Annotated in this window: 11 protein-coding genes; 4 read left to right on the forward strand and 7 right to left on the reverse strand. The window is 68.8% G+C overall.

What is annotated here, in order from left to right:
• Positions 1-28: 28 nt before the first annotated feature.
• The 5 genes from U4Y91_RS25915 to xylA all read right to left on the reverse strand — a co-directional run bounded on the left by U4Y91_RS25915 (position 29) and on the right by xylA (position 6,853).
• The gene (locus tag U4Y91_RS25915; RefSeq protein ID WP_044844279.1) at positions 29-1,228 is read right to left on the reverse strand and encodes a sugar ABC transporter permease; all 1,200 of its coding nucleotides are present in this window, start codon (positions 1,226-1,228) and stop codon (positions 29-31) included.
• Positions 1,225-2,784, reverse strand: a complete 1,560-nt coding sequence (gene xylG, locus U4Y91_RS25920; protein WP_321807475.1) for a D-xylose ABC transporter ATP-binding protein — start codon at positions 2,782-2,784, stop codon at positions 1,225-1,227. Before xylG ends, U4Y91_RS25915 begins: the two co-directional genes overlap by 4 nt.
• Positions 2,785-2,885: 101 nt before the next feature.
• Entirely contained in the window at positions 2,886-3,914 is a 1,029-nt protein-coding gene (xylF, locus tag U4Y91_RS25925; RefSeq protein WP_321807476.1) for a D-xylose ABC transporter substrate-binding protein, read from the reverse strand.
• A gap of 133 nt (positions 3,915-4,047) precedes the next feature.
• Complete coding sequence (xylB, locus tag U4Y91_RS25930; RefSeq protein ID WP_321807477.1) at positions 4,048-5,526, reverse strand: xylulokinase; 1,479 nt, start codon at positions 5,524-5,526, stop codon at positions 4,048-4,050.
• 4 nt (positions 5,527-5,530) lie between these two features.
• Entirely contained in the window at positions 5,531-6,853 is a 1,323-nt protein-coding gene (gene xylA / locus U4Y91_RS25935) for a xylose isomerase (RefSeq protein ID WP_321807478.1), read from the reverse strand.
• Between the two features lie 266 nt (positions 6,854-7,119).
• Between xylA and U4Y91_RS25940 the strand changes: the two genes are divergently transcribed.
• The 4 genes from U4Y91_RS25940 to U4Y91_RS25955 all read left to right on the forward strand — a co-directional run bounded on the left by U4Y91_RS25940 (position 7,120) and on the right by U4Y91_RS25955 (position 11,922).
• Complete coding sequence (locus tag U4Y91_RS25940) at positions 7,120-8,313, forward strand: DNA-binding transcriptional regulator (RefSeq protein WP_321807479.1); 1,194 nt, start codon at positions 7,120-7,122, stop codon at positions 8,311-8,313.
• 27 nt (positions 8,314-8,340) lie between these two features.
• Positions 8,341-9,429, forward strand: a complete 1,089-nt coding sequence (locus tag U4Y91_RS25945) for an aldose epimerase family protein (RefSeq protein ID WP_321807480.1) — start codon at positions 8,341-8,343, stop codon at positions 9,427-9,429.
• Between the two features lie 349 nt (positions 9,430-9,778).
• Positions 9,779-10,357, forward strand: coding sequence for a DUF4337 domain-containing protein (locus U4Y91_RS25950; protein WP_321807481.1), 579 nt, complete (start codon positions 9,779-9,781; stop codon positions 10,355-10,357).
• A gap of 398 nt (positions 10,358-10,755) precedes the next feature.
• A complete protein-coding gene (locus U4Y91_RS25955) occupies positions 10,756-11,922 on the forward strand; it encodes an arabinogalactan endo-1,4-beta-galactosidase (protein ID WP_321807482.1) in 1,167 nt (388 codons plus the stop codon).
• A 153-nt stretch (positions 11,923-12,075) separates the two neighbouring features.
• Here the strand turns inward: U4Y91_RS25955 and U4Y91_RS25960 are convergent, their stop codons facing one another.
• Positions 12,076-13,344, reverse strand: a complete 1,269-nt coding sequence (locus tag U4Y91_RS25960; RefSeq protein WP_321807483.1) for a sugar efflux transporter — start codon at positions 13,342-13,344, stop codon at positions 12,076-12,078.
• A 4-nt stretch (positions 13,345-13,348) separates the two neighbouring features.
• Positions 13,349-15,319 carry a beta-galactosidase gene (locus tag U4Y91_RS25965; protein ID WP_321807484.1) on the reverse strand — a complete coding sequence of 657 codons (1,971 nt, stop codon included), beginning with the start codon at positions 15,317-15,319 and terminating at the stop codon, positions 13,349-13,351.
• Between the last annotated feature and the right edge of the window lie 8 nt (positions 15,320-15,327).

The raw sequence follows: 15,327 nt of genomic DNA on the forward strand, positions 1-15,327 counted from the left end.
CCCGCCAACTGGCGGCCGGGGCGCCGCCTCAGCGCCGGTTCGAACGCGACACCACGTCGATCCACACGGCCAGCACCAGCACCGCGCCCTTGACGATCATCTGCCAGTACGCGTCGACGTCGAGCATCGACATCCCGTTGTCGAGGCTCGCCATCACGAGCGCGCCGATCAGTGCGCCGTAGACGGTGCCCGACCCGCCGCGCATCGACGTGCCGCCGATGAAGCACGCGGCGATCGCGTCGAGCTCGCCCATCGTGCCGGCCGACGGCGAGCCGGCCGCGAGCCGCGCGGTGTTGACGATGCCCGCGAACGCGCACATCAGCCCCATCAGCGCGAAGATCGCGAGCTTCACGCGATCGGTGTCGACGCCCGACAACCGCGTCGCCTCCAGGTTCGAACCCACTGCATAGATGCGCCGGCCGAACACGGTCTGCGTCGCGATCCACGAGAACGCGCCGAGCAGCGCGAGCAGCAGCAGCACGGGCACCGGAATGCCGCCGTAGCGGTCGAGCGTCGCGACGAACGCGAACAGCACGGCCCCGGCGCCGACGACCTTCGCGACGTCCTGCCACAGCGGCGCGACGGCGAGCCGGTAGCGGTGCCGCGTGGCGCGCTGCCGCAGCACCAGCAGCGCGACGAGCGCGAACAGCAGCACCGCGAGGCCGTCGCCGGCCGCGCGCGGCAGATAGCCCTGGCCGATGAACACGAAGCCGTCGGACACAGGTGCGATCGTCGAGCCGCCCGTCACGCCGAGCAGGATCCCGCGGAACGCGAGCATCCCGCCCAGCCCGACGATGAACGACGGCACGCGCCGGTAGGTCGACCACCAGCCGTTGAACAGCCCGACCAGCACGCCGAGCGCGAGCACCGCCGGCACCGTCACGGCGACCGGCCAGTGACGATTGACGTCGAGGATCGCCGCGACACCGCCGAGCAGCCCGAGCAGCGATCCGACCGACAGGTCGATCTCGCCCGCGATGATCACGAACACCATGCCGCACGCGAGCATCCCGGTGATCGACATCTGCCGCAGCAGGTTCGACACGTTGCGCGGCGTGACGAACGCGCCATCGGTCAGCACCGAGAAGAACACCCAGATCGCCGCGACCGCGAACAGCAGCGCGAGGACCTTGTAGCGCACGAACACCTGGCGCAGCGGATGGCCGTGCGTGCGACGCGCGTCGGCGCCCGGCGGCACGGCGGGAGAAGAAGAAAGTTCGGTATTCATGGTGCACTCGCTGCAATGGGTTCGGACGGCTGCCGCACGGGTTTCAGCGCGGCGCCGAGGATCTGTTCCTGCGTGAGACCGTCATTGACGAAATCGCCGCGCAGCTCGCCTTCGCCGATCACCAGCACGCGGTCGGCCAGCCCGAGCACTTCCGGCAGCTCCGACGACACGACGATCAGCGCGACGCCGCGCTTCGCGAGCGCGAAGATCAGCCGGTAGATCTCGGCCTTCGCGCCGACATCGACGCCGCGCGTCGGTTCGTCGAGGATCAGCACCTGCGGGTCGGCCAGCAGCATCCGCGCGAGCACGGCCTTCTGCTGGTTGCCGCCGGACAGGCTCGCGATCGGCAGGAACGGGTGCGCTGCGCGCACCGACAGCCGCTGCATCTCGGTGCGGATCGCATCGAGTTCGGCGGCCGCGTCGATCCGCCCGCGCGCGGCGAAGCGGCGCAGCACCGACAGCGTGATGTTGTGGCCGACACCGAGTTGCGGCACGATCCCGTGGCGCTTGCGATCCTCCGGCACCATCGCGATGCCCGCGCGGATCGCATCGGCCGGCGAGCGGATCGCGAGCGGCTGGCCGTTCATCCGCACGGTCGCCGTGCTCGCGCCCGGATACGCGCCGAAGATCGCCTGCATCAACTCGGTGCGGCCCGCGCCGACTAGCCCGGCGACGCCGAGGATCTCGCCGCGCCGCACGCTGAACGACACCTCGTCCACGCGCTTGCGGCGCGGGTTCGCCACGTCGTGACAGGTCACGTTGCGTGCCTCCAGCACGACGTCGCCGATTTCGTGCGGCTCGCGCGGATACAGATTGCGGATCTCGCGGCCGACCATCATCGCGATGATCCGGTCGGTGGTCAGCGCGCGCATCGGCTCGGTCGCGACATGGCGGCCGTCGCGGATCACCGTCACCGTGTCGCATACCGCGTCGACTTCGTCGAGCTTGTGCGAGATGTACACGCACGCGACGCCGCGGCGCTTAAGGTCGCGCACGATATCGAGCAGGATGCGCGTCTCGGCCGCACTCAGCGACGACGACGGCTCGTCGAGGATCAGCAGCTTCGCGCGCTTGTTCAGCGCCTTCGCGATCTCGATCAGCTGCTGGTGGCCGCCGCCGTAGTTCATCACCGGCTGCGCGACGTTGATCGCGTCGATCCGCAGCTCGCGCAGCAGCGCTTCCGAACGCCGCACCATCTCCGCATAGTGCATGCGCCCGCCGGGCAGCGTGATCTCGTTGCCGAGGAAGATGTTCTCGGCGACCGACAGCTCGGGCACCAGCATCAGTTCCTGGTGGATGATCACGATGCCCGCGCGTTCGGTGTCGCGCACGCCGGACGCAGCGAGCGGCGCGCCGTCCCAGCGGATCTCGCCGTCCCACGTGCCGTGCGGGTAGACGCCCGACAGCACTTTCATCAGCGTCGACTTGCCGGCGCCATTCTCGCCGCACAGGCCGACGCACTCGCCGGGGCGCACGGTCAGGTCGATGCCGTCGAGCGCCTTCACGCCGTCGAATGCCTTGACGATGCCGCGCATCGTCAGCAAGGGTTCGGTCATACGTTCATTGCCTCGCAGTGCGCACGCGGCCGGCGAGCTGCGGCCGCACCAGATCGGCCACACTTCGCTGGCCGGCCGCGTGCATCATGCCCATCGCGCGGTTACTGGCTCGCGAGCTGGGCCTGGGTGTAGAAGCCGTCCTTCACGACGACGTCGACGTTGCGCTTGGTCAGGAGCGTCGGCTGCAGCAGCACCGTGTCGACCTTCATCTTGCCGTTGTCGTATTGCGCGTTGAACGCGGGCTTCGCACCCTTCGCGAGATCGACCGCGAGCTTCGCGGCTTCGCTCGCGATCAGCTTCAGCGGCTTGTAGACGGTCATCGTCTGCGTGCCGGCGATCACGCGCTTGACGGCCGCGAGATCCGCATCCTGCCCGGACACCGGCACTTTGCCGGCCAGGTGCTGCGCGGCGAGCGCCTGGATCGCGCCACCCGCGGTGCCGTCGTTCGACGCGACGATCGCGTCGATCTTGTTGTTGTTCGCGGTCAGCGCATCCTCGACGATCCGCAGCGCGGTCGATGCGCTCCACTCCGGCACCCATTGCTGGCCGACGACCTTGATGTCGCCGCGCTCGATCGCCGGCTTCAGCACCTTCAGCTGGCCCTCGCGCAGCATCTTCGCGTTGTTGTCGGTCGGCGCGCCGCCGAGCAGGAAATAGTTGCCCTTCGGCTTCGCGTCGAACACGCCCTGCGCCTGCAGCTCGCCGACCTTCTGGTTGTCGAACGAGATGTACGCGTCGACATCCGCGTCGAGGATCAGGCGGTCGTACGACACGATCTTGATGCCGGCCTTGCGCGCTTCGGCGACGACGTTGCCGAGCGTCTTCGAATTGAACGGCACGATCACGATCACGTCGACGCCGCGCGAGATCAGGTTCTCGATCTGCGAGATCTGCCGCGCCTCGCTCGCGTCGGCCGACTGTACGGATACCTTGGCGCCGAGCTTCGTCGCGGCCGCGACGAAGTAATCGCGATCGCGCGACCAGCGCTCGACGCGCAGGTCGTCGATGCAGAAGCCGATCTCGGGCTTGTCCTTGCTCGCATGCGCGAGCGGCGCGCCCAGCGCGAACATCGCCAGCGCAGCGGCGCCGGCAAGCGAACTCAATACGGTACGACGTGTCACGGATTTCATTGTCTCCACTCCTTGTTATCGAACTTGTCGAACAACTTCACGAACATCGGGCGGGCGCATGAGTGCGCCGCCCGCATCGAGTCCTCGCAACGCGCGGCATCGTGCGATGCGAACCGCGCGCGCCATCCGCGCGTCACGCACCCGTCGCGAACACCGGTTCGAGCGCGCGGTAAAGCGCGCGAAACGTCGGCCGCCGCATGTCGCGATACCACGCGTGCCGCGCGAGATCGGGCTCGCGCACCGCGACGACCGGCGGTTGCGGGCACACGTCGCCGAGCGGCGTATCCGGTTCGAGCGCGAGACGCGCAAGGCGCGCGGCGCCCAGCGCCGGACCGACCTCGCCACCCGCGCGCAGCGTCAGCGCACGTCCGCTCAGGTCGGCAAGCATCTGCGTCCAGTAAGCGCTGCGCGAGCCGCCGCCGATCACCGTGATGGCGGCGGGCTCGAGCCCGGCCGCGTGCAGCGCGTCGATGCCGTCGAGCAGCGCGAAGCCGACGCCTTCGAGCGTCGCGTTCGCGAGATCCGCGCGCCGTGTATCGGGCGCCAGCCCATAGAAGACGCCCTTCGCATTCACGTCGTTGTGCGGCGTGCGCTCGCCGCTCAGGTAAGGCAGGAACCACGGGCGGGTCGCGCGCGCATTCGCCTCGGCATCGGCGAGCAGCGCCGCGACGCCGTCGTAACCGGTCAGTTGCGCGGTGAAGTCGATGCAGCCGGCCGCGTTCAGCATCACCGACATCAGGTGCCACGTATCGGGCAACGCGTGACAGAAGCTGTGCACCGCCGATTCGGGGTTGGCGCGAAACCCGTCCGACACCGCGAAATACACGCCCGACGTGCCGAGCGACAGCAGTGCATCGCCGGGCCGCACGATCCCCACCCCGACCGCGCCGGCCGCGTTGTCGCCACCGCCGGCCACCACCGGGATCTCGCGCAGCCCGAGTGCGCGCGCGACGGCCGGCAGCAGCGTGCCCGTCACGCGGTTGCCCTCGAACACCGTCGGCATCTGTGCGCGCGACAGCCCGCACACGCCGAGCAGCGTGTCGTCGTAGTCGCGCTTCGCGACGTCGAGCCACAGCGTGCCGGCGGCATCCGACGGATCGGTTGCGAACGCACCGGTCAGCCGGTAGCGCAGATAATCCTTCGGCAGCAGCACGTGCGCGATGCGTGCGAACACATCGGGTTCGTGCCGGCGCACCCACAGCAGCTTCGGTGCGGTGAAGCCCGGCATCGCGACGTTGCCTGCCACCGTGCGCAGCGCGGGCGCGAGCCGCTCGAGTTCCGCGCACTCTGCATCCGCGCGGCCGTCGTTCCACAGGATCGCGGGGCGCAGTACCTCGCCATGCGCGTCGAGCAGCGTCGCGCCGTGCATCTGGCCGGTGAGCCCGAGTGCGGCGATGTCGCGCGGATCGATGCCGCCCGCGCGGGCATCGGCGACGACCGCGGCGAGCGCGCCGCAGGCGGCGTCCCACCAGTCGTGCGGCGCCTGTTCCGACCAGCGCGGCCGTGGCCGGCTCACCGTCAACGGGCGGCTCGCGCTCGCCCGCACCGCACCGTCGCGGTCGAGCAGCACCGCCTTCACGCACGACGTGCCGAGATCGAGTCCGAGATACATGGCGTCAGCGCAGCCCGTAGATTGCCTGGTTCACGATGTTCTCGAGCCGCTCCTGCGCGCCGCTCGCGTGCCGCGGGTCCACGCCGCGCGCGAGCGCGTCGTCCGCGAGCGACTGCAGCGTGTAGCCGCCCGACAGGATCTTGCGGCCGAACGCGTCGTCCCACTGCGCGTAGCGCTGCCGGCGCAGCGCGTCGAGCCGGTCGTTCTCGACCAGCACCGCCGCGCGCTCGAGCGCGAGCGCGAGCACGTCGATCGCGCCGACATGGCCGTAGAACAGGTCTTCCGGATCGACGCTCTGGCGCCGCACCTTCGCGTCGAAGTTCATCCCGCCGGTCGTGAAGCCGCCGTGGCGCAGGATCTCGTAGAACGCGAGCGTCAGCTCCTCGACGCTGTTCGGGAACTGGTCGGTGTCCCAGCCGTTCTGCGGATCGCCGCGGTTCGCGTCGACGCTGCCGAACACGCCGAGCGCGAACGCGTTCGCGATCTCGTGATGGAACGAATGACCGGCGAGCGTCGCGTGGTTCGCCTCGATGTTCACGCGGATCTCGTTCTGCAGTCCGTACTGTACGAGGAAGCCGTGCACGGTCGCGACGTCGTAGTCGTACTGGTGCTTGGTCGGCTCCTGCGGCTTCGGCTCGATCAGCAGCGCGCCCGTGAAGCCGATCCGGTGCTTGTGCTCGACCACCATCGACAGGAAGCGCGCGAACTGCTCGCGCTCGCGCTTCAGGTCGGTATTGAGCAGCGTCTCGTAGCCCTCCCGGCCGCCCCACAGCACGTAGTTCTCGCCGCCGAGCCGGTGCGTCGCGTCGAGCGCATGGCACACCTGGGTCGCAGCCCACGCGAATACGTCCGGGTTCGGGTTCGTCGCAGCGCCCGCCGCGAAGCGCGGGTGCGAGAACAGGTTCGCGGTGCCCCACAGCAGCCGCACGCCGCTCGCCTGCTGGCGCTCGCCGAGATAGTCGACCATCCGCGCGAAATTGGCTGCGTATTCGCGCAGGCTGTCGCCTTCCGGCGCGACGTCGGTGTCATGGAACGTATAGAACGGCGTGCCGAGCTTGGTGAAGAACTCGAATGCCGCGTCCGCCTTCATGCGCGCACGTTCGAGCGCATCGCCCGGCTGCTGCCACGGCCGCTGGAACGCGCCCTGCCCGAAGATGTCGTGCCCCGGCCATACGAACGTGTGCCAGTAGCAAACCGCGATCCGCAGATGCTCGGCGAGCGTCTTGCCGAGCACGCGCTTCTCGGGGTCGTAATGGTGGTAAGCCAGCGGGTTGTCCGACTGCGGGCCTTCGTAGCAAATCGCGGGAATGTGTTCGAAATACGACATGGCGTCTCCGTGTAGGGTCTTGTTGCAGCGCAACGCGCGTCGCGACGACGACGCACGCGGCCGAATCCGGTTGGCTGGATCGTGCCCGCGCGCCTGCCGGCCGGCAATTGCGAAATTGCGCACCACGCTTAACGTTTCTTGCCAGCCGCTGCGCGCAGTGCGCGTTCCGTCCTACAATCGCCGGACACCAGAGAATCGCGCGGCACCGTCCGCGCGCCCCGGAGACAACGGCGGGACGCCCGAGCGGCGCCCGCCCCCAGACCGACATGACCCGCGCCTCTTCCGCCCAGACACCGCACCGCATCGCGCTGCTGTTCAACGCGAACAAGGTCTACGACCGCGAGATCATCAGCGGCATCGGCCAGTACCTGCACACGACGCGTGTCGTGTGGGACCTGTTCCTCGAGGACGACTTCCGCTGCCGGCTCGCCGGCATCGAACGCTTCGACGGCGACGGCATCATCGCGGACTTCGACGATCCGGCCGTCGCCGACGCGCTCGCCGGCTCGCCGCTGCCGATCGTCGCGGTCGGCTCGTCGTACGAGGATCCCGCGCAGTATCCGCACGGCGTCCCATATATTGCGACCGACAACCCGAAGCTCGTGTCGCTCGCCTATACGCACCTGATCGGCGCAGGGCTCGCGCATTTCGCGATGTACAGCCTGCCGGTCGCGCAGGAGAACCGCTGGGCGCAGCAGCGCGAGCTCGCATTCGACCGGCTCGCGCGCGCAGACGGGCTCGACGCGCCGATCTACCGCGGCCTGTCGACGAGCGCGTCGGGCTGGAATCACGCGATCGAGCAGCTGATCGGCTGGCTGCATGCGCTGCCGAAGCCCGTCGGGATCATCGCGGTCACCGATGCGCGCGCGCGGCATCTGCTGCAGGCGTGCCTGATCGCCGGCATCGCGGTGCCGGAACAGGTCGCGATCATCGGCATCGACAACGATCCGCTCACGCGCACGCTGACGCGCATTCCGCTGTCGTCGGTGATCCAGGGCACCGAGGAAATGGGCCGCACCGCCGCGCACCTGCTGCACCGGATGCTGCGCGGCGCGCGTTTTCCCGGACAGCGCATCCTCGTGCCGCCGGTCGGGATCAACGTGCTCGAATCGACGCGCCACCAGCCGCTCGCGAGCCCGCACGTGATGCGCGCGCGGCATTTCATCCGGCAGTACGCGTGCCAGGGGATCAAGACGGAACAGGTCGCCGACTATGTCGGCGTGTCGCGCTCGCTGCTCGAAGAGCACTTCCGGCGCGAACTGCAGCGCACCGTGCACCAGGAAATCCTGCGTCACAAGCTCGAGGCCGCGCAGGCGCTGCTCGCGAGCCGCAACGCGTCGAGCGCGGAAGTCGCGATCCGCTGCGGCTTCACGTCGTTGCAATACATGTACGCGGTATTCCGCCGCGAACTCGGCTGCACGCCGCGCGAATACCAGGAGCGCACCGCGCCCGCCCACTGAATTCACCGCTCACGAGCGAACCCACTCATGCATATCGACACCGACTCTCCCCGCCCGGCATCCGACGTCGGCCGCATTCCGTCCGAACCGTGGGGCACGCTGCCCGGCGGCGATCCGGTGCGACGCTATACGCTGCGCAACGCGCACGGCATGCGCGTCGTCGTCAGCGATCTCGGCGCGACCGTCGTGTCGTGGCTCGCCCCCGACCGCACCGGGCGCTTCGCCGATATCGTGCTGGCGCACGACACGCCGGCCGACTACGTCGAATCGGGCGCCTACCTCGGCGCGACGGTCGGCCGCTGGGCGAACCGGATCGCGAATGCGCGTTTCGCGCTCGACGGCGTCGACCACACGCTCGACCGCAACGAGAACGGCAACCTGCTGCACGGCGGCGCGAGCGGCTTTCACCGCGCGCGCTGGGACGTGGTCGACGACCGTGGCGGGCTGACGCTGCGGCTCGATTCGCCGGAAGGCGATGCGGGATTTCCGGGCAACGTGACGGTGCAGGTGCGTTACACGCTCGACGACGACGGCACGCTGACGATCGACTACGCGGGCGTGACCGATGCGCCGACGCCGCTGAACCTGACCAATCACAGCTACTTCAACCTGAGCGGGCGCGCGGGCAGCGACGTGCGCGGGCACTTGCTGCAGATCGACGCCGACGCGTTCGTCGAAGTGGACGATGCGCTGATCCCGACCGGCACCGCCGACGTGACGGGTAGCGCGTTCGATTTCCGGCAGAGCGCGCCGATCGGCGCCCGCCTCGACTGGCCGCATGCGCAGCTCACGCGCGGGCGCGGCTTCGATCACTGCTATGTACTGCGCGACCCTGGGCGCGGCGTGCGGTCCGTCGCGTCGATCTACGATCCGGAAAGCGGCCGGGAGCTTGCCGTGTCGACGGATCAGCGCGGGTTGCAGCTGTATACGGGCAACTATCTGGACGGTGTGCGCGTGAGCGGCGGTGTGGCGTGCCGACGGCACGCGGCGCTGTGCGTCGAAGCCGGGTTCTTTCCGAACCAGGTCAACATGGACGCGTTGCGCGACGAAACCATTCTTCATCCGGGCAACACGTATCGCCAGACGACGCGGTATCGAGTCGGCGTTCGCGCGTAGCGATAGCGGACGCGTCGGGCCGGATCGCATGCGAACGCACCAATCCCCGTCAGGCGCGAGCCCCCGCCGGTGGCGTGCGCGCGGATGAGATCGATCGAGTCAGCACGCTAAGGACGGAGGCTGGACTCTGGATTCCGCGTCGGCAGCGTCCGCCTATCGTTTATCGGCCGCGATGCGGTCCGACGAGAATCCGGATCGCTTGCCGGCATGACGCGAGACGCGACGAGTTGGCGCGCCGCGTGAAAGCATCGCCGGCGCGCGAACCTGTGTCAGACTCCCACGTGCGATCGAGCGTCTGCGCGCGATCGGCCGGCGATGGATTCATTCAACTCTTGCGGGTTTGTCACGGATGTCTGAAGAATACGAAGTTCATGGCCCTCACGACCATGCGGTGGAACCGCACGCGGCTCACGGCAGCGATCCGGGTACGTCGCGCATCGCCGTGCTGACGGCCGTGCTTGCCTGCTTCGGTGCGATATCGGCCTACCAGAGCGGTGCCGACGAAAGCCTCGCGTTGCTCTACAAGAATGACGCCGCGATCCGGAAAACCGAGGCTGCGAACCAGTGGGCCTACTATCAGGCGAAGGGCAACAAGCAGAACCTCGCCGAACTCGGTGCCGCGTTGAGCCCGGAATCGTCGCCGCAGCGGAAGCGGTTCGAGGCGGACGCCGCACGATACCGCGCCGACAAGGAACCGATCCGGGCACATGCCGAGGCGCTCGAAAAGGAAGTCGAGAAGAACAACGCGGCCAGCGAGGCGCGGATGCACCGACACCATCGGTGGTCGCAGGCGACGACCGTCATCCAGATCTCGATCGCACTGGCGGCGATCACGATCCTCACGCGCCGTTCATGGATGCAGGGTCTGTCGATCGGCGTGGCCGCGATTGGCATCGTGATGGCGGGGTTGGCGTTCTTTGGGGTTTGATTGACGGCGAGGCCGTCACAGCCCAGTCATATCTCGACCGTGCCGTGTTGTATACGTGAAGCCACGCGCGCATCGGGCCCAACGTGCTCCCGGTGCGGCGATCATCGCCGTGGCCCGCGTGGCTTCATGCAGTCAGACGGCTCAAGATTCGATTCCCAACGAACGGCACCTGAGAAAAGCACGACTCTGCACCGGGCGCAAGATTGATCCGCCTGCCTCTCCTCACCGTCCCCACGCCCGTCGCCAGATAGTAGGCAACGCACGCGTTCTTTGCGTTGGCATCGGCGGCTGCGCTACGCTCGATCCGGCCTCGTATCGAGGCTGAAATTTAAGCGCTTAAACCAACGAAGCCCGCGATCCTGCGATCGATCGACCGGGCCCGATACTGGAGGATGACGATGAACAGACGATCGATGTTGCGCTGGAGTGTCTCGACCGCGGCGCTCGCGTGCGTCGACCTGGCCGGCGCGTTGCCGGCCGTCGCGCAAGGCGTCGCTCGCGCCGCAGGCAGCGCGGGTATCCCGTTCGCGATGGGCGCCGACGTGTCGACGCTGCCGGAACTCGAGGCGCACGGTGCACGGTACTTCGACCGCGGGCATCCGCGCGACTGCCTGAAGATCCTGCATGCGCACGGCGTCGATTCGATCCGCATCAAGGTATGGAACGATCCCGGCAATCCGGATTTCTTCCCCGCGAACCAGAGCGATGCGGCCGGCTACAACGACGCAGCCCATGTCGTGGCGCTCGCGAAGCGCGCGGCCGCGCTCGGCATGCGCATTCTGATCGATTTCCACTACAGCGACTGGTGGGCCGATCCGGGCAAGCAATACCCGCCGCACGCGTGGGCCGGCAAGAATCTCGCCGACACGTGCGCACTGCTGTCGGCCTATACGACCGACGTGCTGCGCCAGCTGCAGCGCGCCGGCGTGCGGCCCGAGTGGGTGCAGATCGGCAACGAGATCACGGGCGGCATGCTGTGGCCGCTCGGCCGCTACGACCAGTGGGACAACCTCGCGCAGCTGCTGAAGACCGGTCGCGACGCGGTGAAGGCCGTCGATCCGCGCATCAAGGTGATGCTGCATGTCGACAGCGGCGGCGACAACGCAAAAAGCCGCTGGTGGTTCGACAGCGCGACGCAGCGCGGCGTCGCGTTCGACGTGATCGGCCTGTCGTATTACCCGCAGTGGCAAGGCTCGCTCGACGACTTGCGCAACAACGCGAACGATCTCGCCGTGCGCTACGACAAGGAGCTGATCGTCGTCGAGACCGCGTATCCGTGGACCACCAGCGACGGCGACTCGGAGCCGAACGCGATGACAAACACGGGCTCGACCGCGTTCCCGCCGTCGCCGGCTGGCCAGGCGCAATTCCTCGCGGCGGTCGTCGACATCGTGAAGGGCGTGCCGGGCAATCGCGGCAAGGGCGTGTTCTGGTGGGAGCCGGAATGGATCCCGACGCCGGGTGTCGGCTGGAAGCTCGGCGCGGGCGATCAGTGGGACAACAATACGCTGTTCGACTTCCACGGTAACGCGCTGTCGTCGCTCGACGCATATCGCAAGCGTTGACGCTTCACGGCATCGCCGTTTCACCGCACCGGCGCATCGTGCGTCAGTGCGGTGGATTGAAGCGGTGTCGTGCGGGCGGTGTGGTTTCGCTTGCGTCGTTTGCGTCGTTTGCGTCGTTTGCGTCGTTTGTGTCGTTTGCGTCGTTTGTGTCGCTCATGCCGCTCGCTGCGCCGTTCCGCTCACACCGCCCCGCTCGCCGCGCGCATCCAGCGCGAGCAGCACGCACGCCACAAGCGCGAGCCCGCAGCACCCGGCGAACGTCGCACGATAGCCGAACAGGTCGACGCACGCCCCCGACAGCACACCCGACGCGATCGAGCCAACCCGCGCGGCGCTGAAGAACATCGCAGTCGCGGTACCGGGGCGCGTGGGCATCAGGTCGCATACGCGCGTCATCCCGAGGCACGACGTGATCGCGACCACGCATGCGCTCAACAACTGCAGCGGCAGGATCAGGTCGACTCGCGTCACCGCCGCGAGCCCGATGAAATACGCCGCATGCACGACCGCGCACGCGGTCAGCCAGCGTGCCTTGTCGAGCCGCGTCGACCGGATGCCGAGCCACAGCATCATCGGAATCTCGAGCAAAGCGGCCAGACCCAGCGCGGCCGACACGTTCGTCGGCGTGCCGCCGAGCCCGCGCACGATGTACAGCGGCAGCACGATCATCGTCGCGTTCGCGGCGAGCCCCATCAGCGTCAGCGCGACGAGGGTCCGCAGCACACGCGCGCGCGGCGCGACGACGACGACCGACGCAGCATCGCCCGACGGCGCTGAAGCGTAGTCGACCGCACGCACGTGAACGGCGGCCGGACGCCGCGCAGGCTCCGGAATCCGCGCGACGATCGCCGCGCACGCGACAAAGCCCGCGGAAGCCGCGAGAAAGAGCCCGGTGAAGCCGGTCTGCGCGAGGATCAGCGCGCCGAGCGCCGGACCGAACACCCACGCGACCGACAGCATCGTGCGCAGCGCGGCCGACGCGAGCTCGCGCTGCGCATCGTCGTCGACGGGCAGCACCGCGCGCGCGAACGCGAAGATCTGCGACAGCGACACGGCGCCCGCGCCGAGCAGGATCGTGCCGGCCACGATCACCTGCCCGTGCATGCGCAGCACGCACAGCAGCGCGAAGCCGAGCGCGGCGGCCGCAAGCGACACGACGAGCAGCGGCCGATGCCGCTCGCGACGATCCGACCAGCGCCCGGCCCACGAGCTCGCGACGACGCCGCTCGCCGCGATCAACGTCATGAAGATGCCGGCGAGAAACGGCGACATGCCTGCCGCTTCCACGCCGAACAGCGACAGGTACGGCGCCGTAAACGACATCGCGACGCCGAGCATTAGCGCCGCCGCCGACAGCGGCACGAAATGCGCGATCCCGGCGAGGCGCGCGAACTGCAATCGCAGCGGCCGCAACGACTGCATCGCGTCAGTCCGGCTCGACCCATGCGGCGACGTCCACCGCGCCGAGTTCGCGGCCGCCGAGCACGAAACGCGCACCGTCCGGCGCGGGCAGCGGGCACGGCGCATCGCCGTAGTTGAACGCGAACACGACCCGCCCGCGCCGGCGCAGGCGCACGCCGTCCGGCAGCGCGCGCACCGGCAGTCCGGCATCGCGCGCGCAGCGGCCGACGATCGCGCGCAACAGCGAGCGATCGAAGCACGCGGTTGCCATCGTCACGTGAGCGCGCCGCACGAGCGCGGGCACGCCGTCGTCGCAGGCCGCGAGCACGTCGATGCCGGGCTCCGCATCGAGGTCGACGTGATCGCGCCATTTCAGCGCATGGCCGTCGACGCCATCGAACGAAACGCGCGGCGCGAGCGACGGCCGCAGCGACTCGACCTGCGCGATGCGCATCGGCAGCACGTCGCGCAGCTTGCCGGGGGCGAGGCCCGGCGCGATCGCGAAGTCCGCGGTGCGCGAACCCGTGCGCGGCCCGAACAGCCACTGCGCATCGCCACGCGCGACCTGCTCGACGACGCGATCCGGCACGACCGGCAGCGTCGGCGCGACGACGAACGCATAACGCGACACGTCCGCATCGGCCGCGACGATGTCGACGTCGAGCCCGAGTTCGCGCAGCGCGCGATACCAGTCGAACACATGCTGCTGGTAGTCGAAGTCGGCGCCGTGCGGCTGGATCCGGATCATCCAGTCGGCCGCATAGTCGAACAGCAGCGCAACGCGGGCCGCCTCGTGCGCGCCGTCGACGAGCGCCGGTTCCAGTGCGGCCAGTTCGCGCGCGACGCGCGCCACCTCATGACCGCCCGGCGACAGCCGGTCGTCCGGCGCGTTGAGCCCCGAATGCAGTTGCTCCTGCGCGTGCGGATACTGCCGCCAGCGGAAATACGATACGAGTTCCGCGCCATGCGCGAACGCTTCCCACGTCCACAGCCGCACCGCGCCGGCATGCGGCACCGGGTTGTACGGCCCCCAGTTGACGGGCCCCGCCTGCTGCTCCATCACCCACATCCGGCCGTTGCCGACACCGCGATACAGGTCGTGCGAGAACGCCGACACGTCGGGATGGCCGGTGCGCGCCCAGCGGCGCTTGTCCGCTTCGTCGAGCGGCAGCACTTCGGTGCGCGGCACCGGATAGCTGTCCCACGCGGCGACGTCGAGACCGCCGCGCGCGAACGCGTAGTGATCGAACTCGGTGAAGAAGCCCATGAAGTTGTGCAGCAGGTCGCGGTCCGGCGCGTGCGGACGGATCGTGTCGACCTGCGCCGCATGAAACCGCGCGACCTCGTCCGACTGATAGCGCCGGAAGTCGAGCAGATGCGCGGGATTCGCGTCGGTCGGCGTATGACGCGGCAGTTCGATCTCGTCGAAGCCGCGATACTCCATGCTCCAGAACACGTTGCCCCACGCGCGGTTGAGCGTGCCGATATCGCCGTAGCGCACGGCGAGCCATGTGCGAAAACCTTCGAGCGCCGCGCGCGTATAGCTCGGCAGCGTGTTGTGACAGCCGAGCTCGTTGTCGGTCTGCCACGCGATCACCGCCGGATGCGCGCCGTAGCGCCGCGCCATCGCGTCGACGATGCGCACGCAGTGCTCGCGATACACGGGGCTCGCGATGTCGTAATGGCGACGCGAGCCGAACTGCCGCACGCCGCCGTCCGCGCCGACGGGCAGGATCTCCGGATGGCGATCGACGAGCCACTTCGGTGGCGCGGCGGTCGGCGTGCCGAGCACGATCTTCAGTCGCTGGCCGGCGAGCGTGTCGATCGCTTCGTCGAGCCACGCCCAGTCATAGCGGCCCGGTTCCGGCTCCATCCGGCTCCACGCGAATTCGGCGATCCGCACGCGGGTCAGGCCGAGTTCGGCCATCCGCTGCGCGTCGCGGTCCCATTGTTCGCGCGGCCAGTGTTCAGGGTAGTAGCAAACGCCGAGGTGCATCGTGGATT

Origin of the sequence: Burkholderia sp. BCC1993 (genome assembly GCF_905339865.1) — a bacterium.
In the GTDB taxonomy this organism is placed as follows: Bacteria; Pseudomonadota; Gammaproteobacteria; order Burkholderiales; family Burkholderiaceae; genus Burkholderia.

What these genes read in the sequence shown, in the direction of transcription:
- U4Y91_RS25965 (WP_321807484.1), bottom strand. Translation starts at nt 15,319, where the DNA reads ATGCACCTCGGCGTTTGCTACTACCCTGAACACTGGCCGCGCGAACAA.
- U4Y91_RS25960 (WP_321807483.1), bottom strand. Translation starts at nt 13,344, where the DNA reads ATGCAGTCGTTGCGGCCGCTGCGATTGCAGTTCGCGCGCCTCGCCGGG.
- U4Y91_RS25955 (WP_321807482.1), top strand. Translation starts at nt 10,756, where the DNA reads ATGAACAGACGATCGATGTTGCGCTGGAGTGTCTCGACCGCGGCGCTC.
- xylB (WP_321807477.1), bottom strand. Translation starts at nt 5,526, where the DNA reads ATGTATCTCGGACTCGATCTCGGCACGTCGTGCGTGAAGGCGGTGCTG.
- U4Y91_RS25950 (WP_321807481.1), top strand. Translation starts at nt 9,779, where the DNA reads ATGTCTGAAGAATACGAAGTTCATGGCCCTCACGACCATGCGGTGGAA.
- U4Y91_RS25945 (WP_321807480.1), top strand. Translation starts at nt 8,341, where the DNA reads ATGCATATCGACACCGACTCTCCCCGCCCGGCATCCGACGTCGGCCGC.
- xylG (WP_321807475.1), bottom strand. Translation starts at nt 2,784, where the DNA reads ATGACCGAACCCTTGCTGACGATGCGCGGCATCGTCAAGGCATTCGAC.
- U4Y91_RS25915 (WP_044844279.1), bottom strand. Translation starts at nt 1,228, where the DNA reads ATGAATACCGAACTTTCTTCTTCTCCCGCCGTGCCGCCGGGCGCCGAC.
- xylF (WP_321807476.1), bottom strand. Translation starts at nt 3,914, where the DNA reads ATGAAATCCGTGACACGTCGTACCGTATTGAGTTCGCTTGCCGGCGCC.
- xylA (WP_321807478.1), bottom strand. Translation starts at nt 6,853, where the DNA reads ATGTCGTATTTCGAACACATTCCCGCGATTTGCTACGAAGGCCCGCAG.
- U4Y91_RS25940 (WP_321807479.1), top strand. Translation starts at nt 7,120, where the DNA reads ATGACCCGCGCCTCTTCCGCCCAGACACCGCACCGCATCGCGCTGCTG.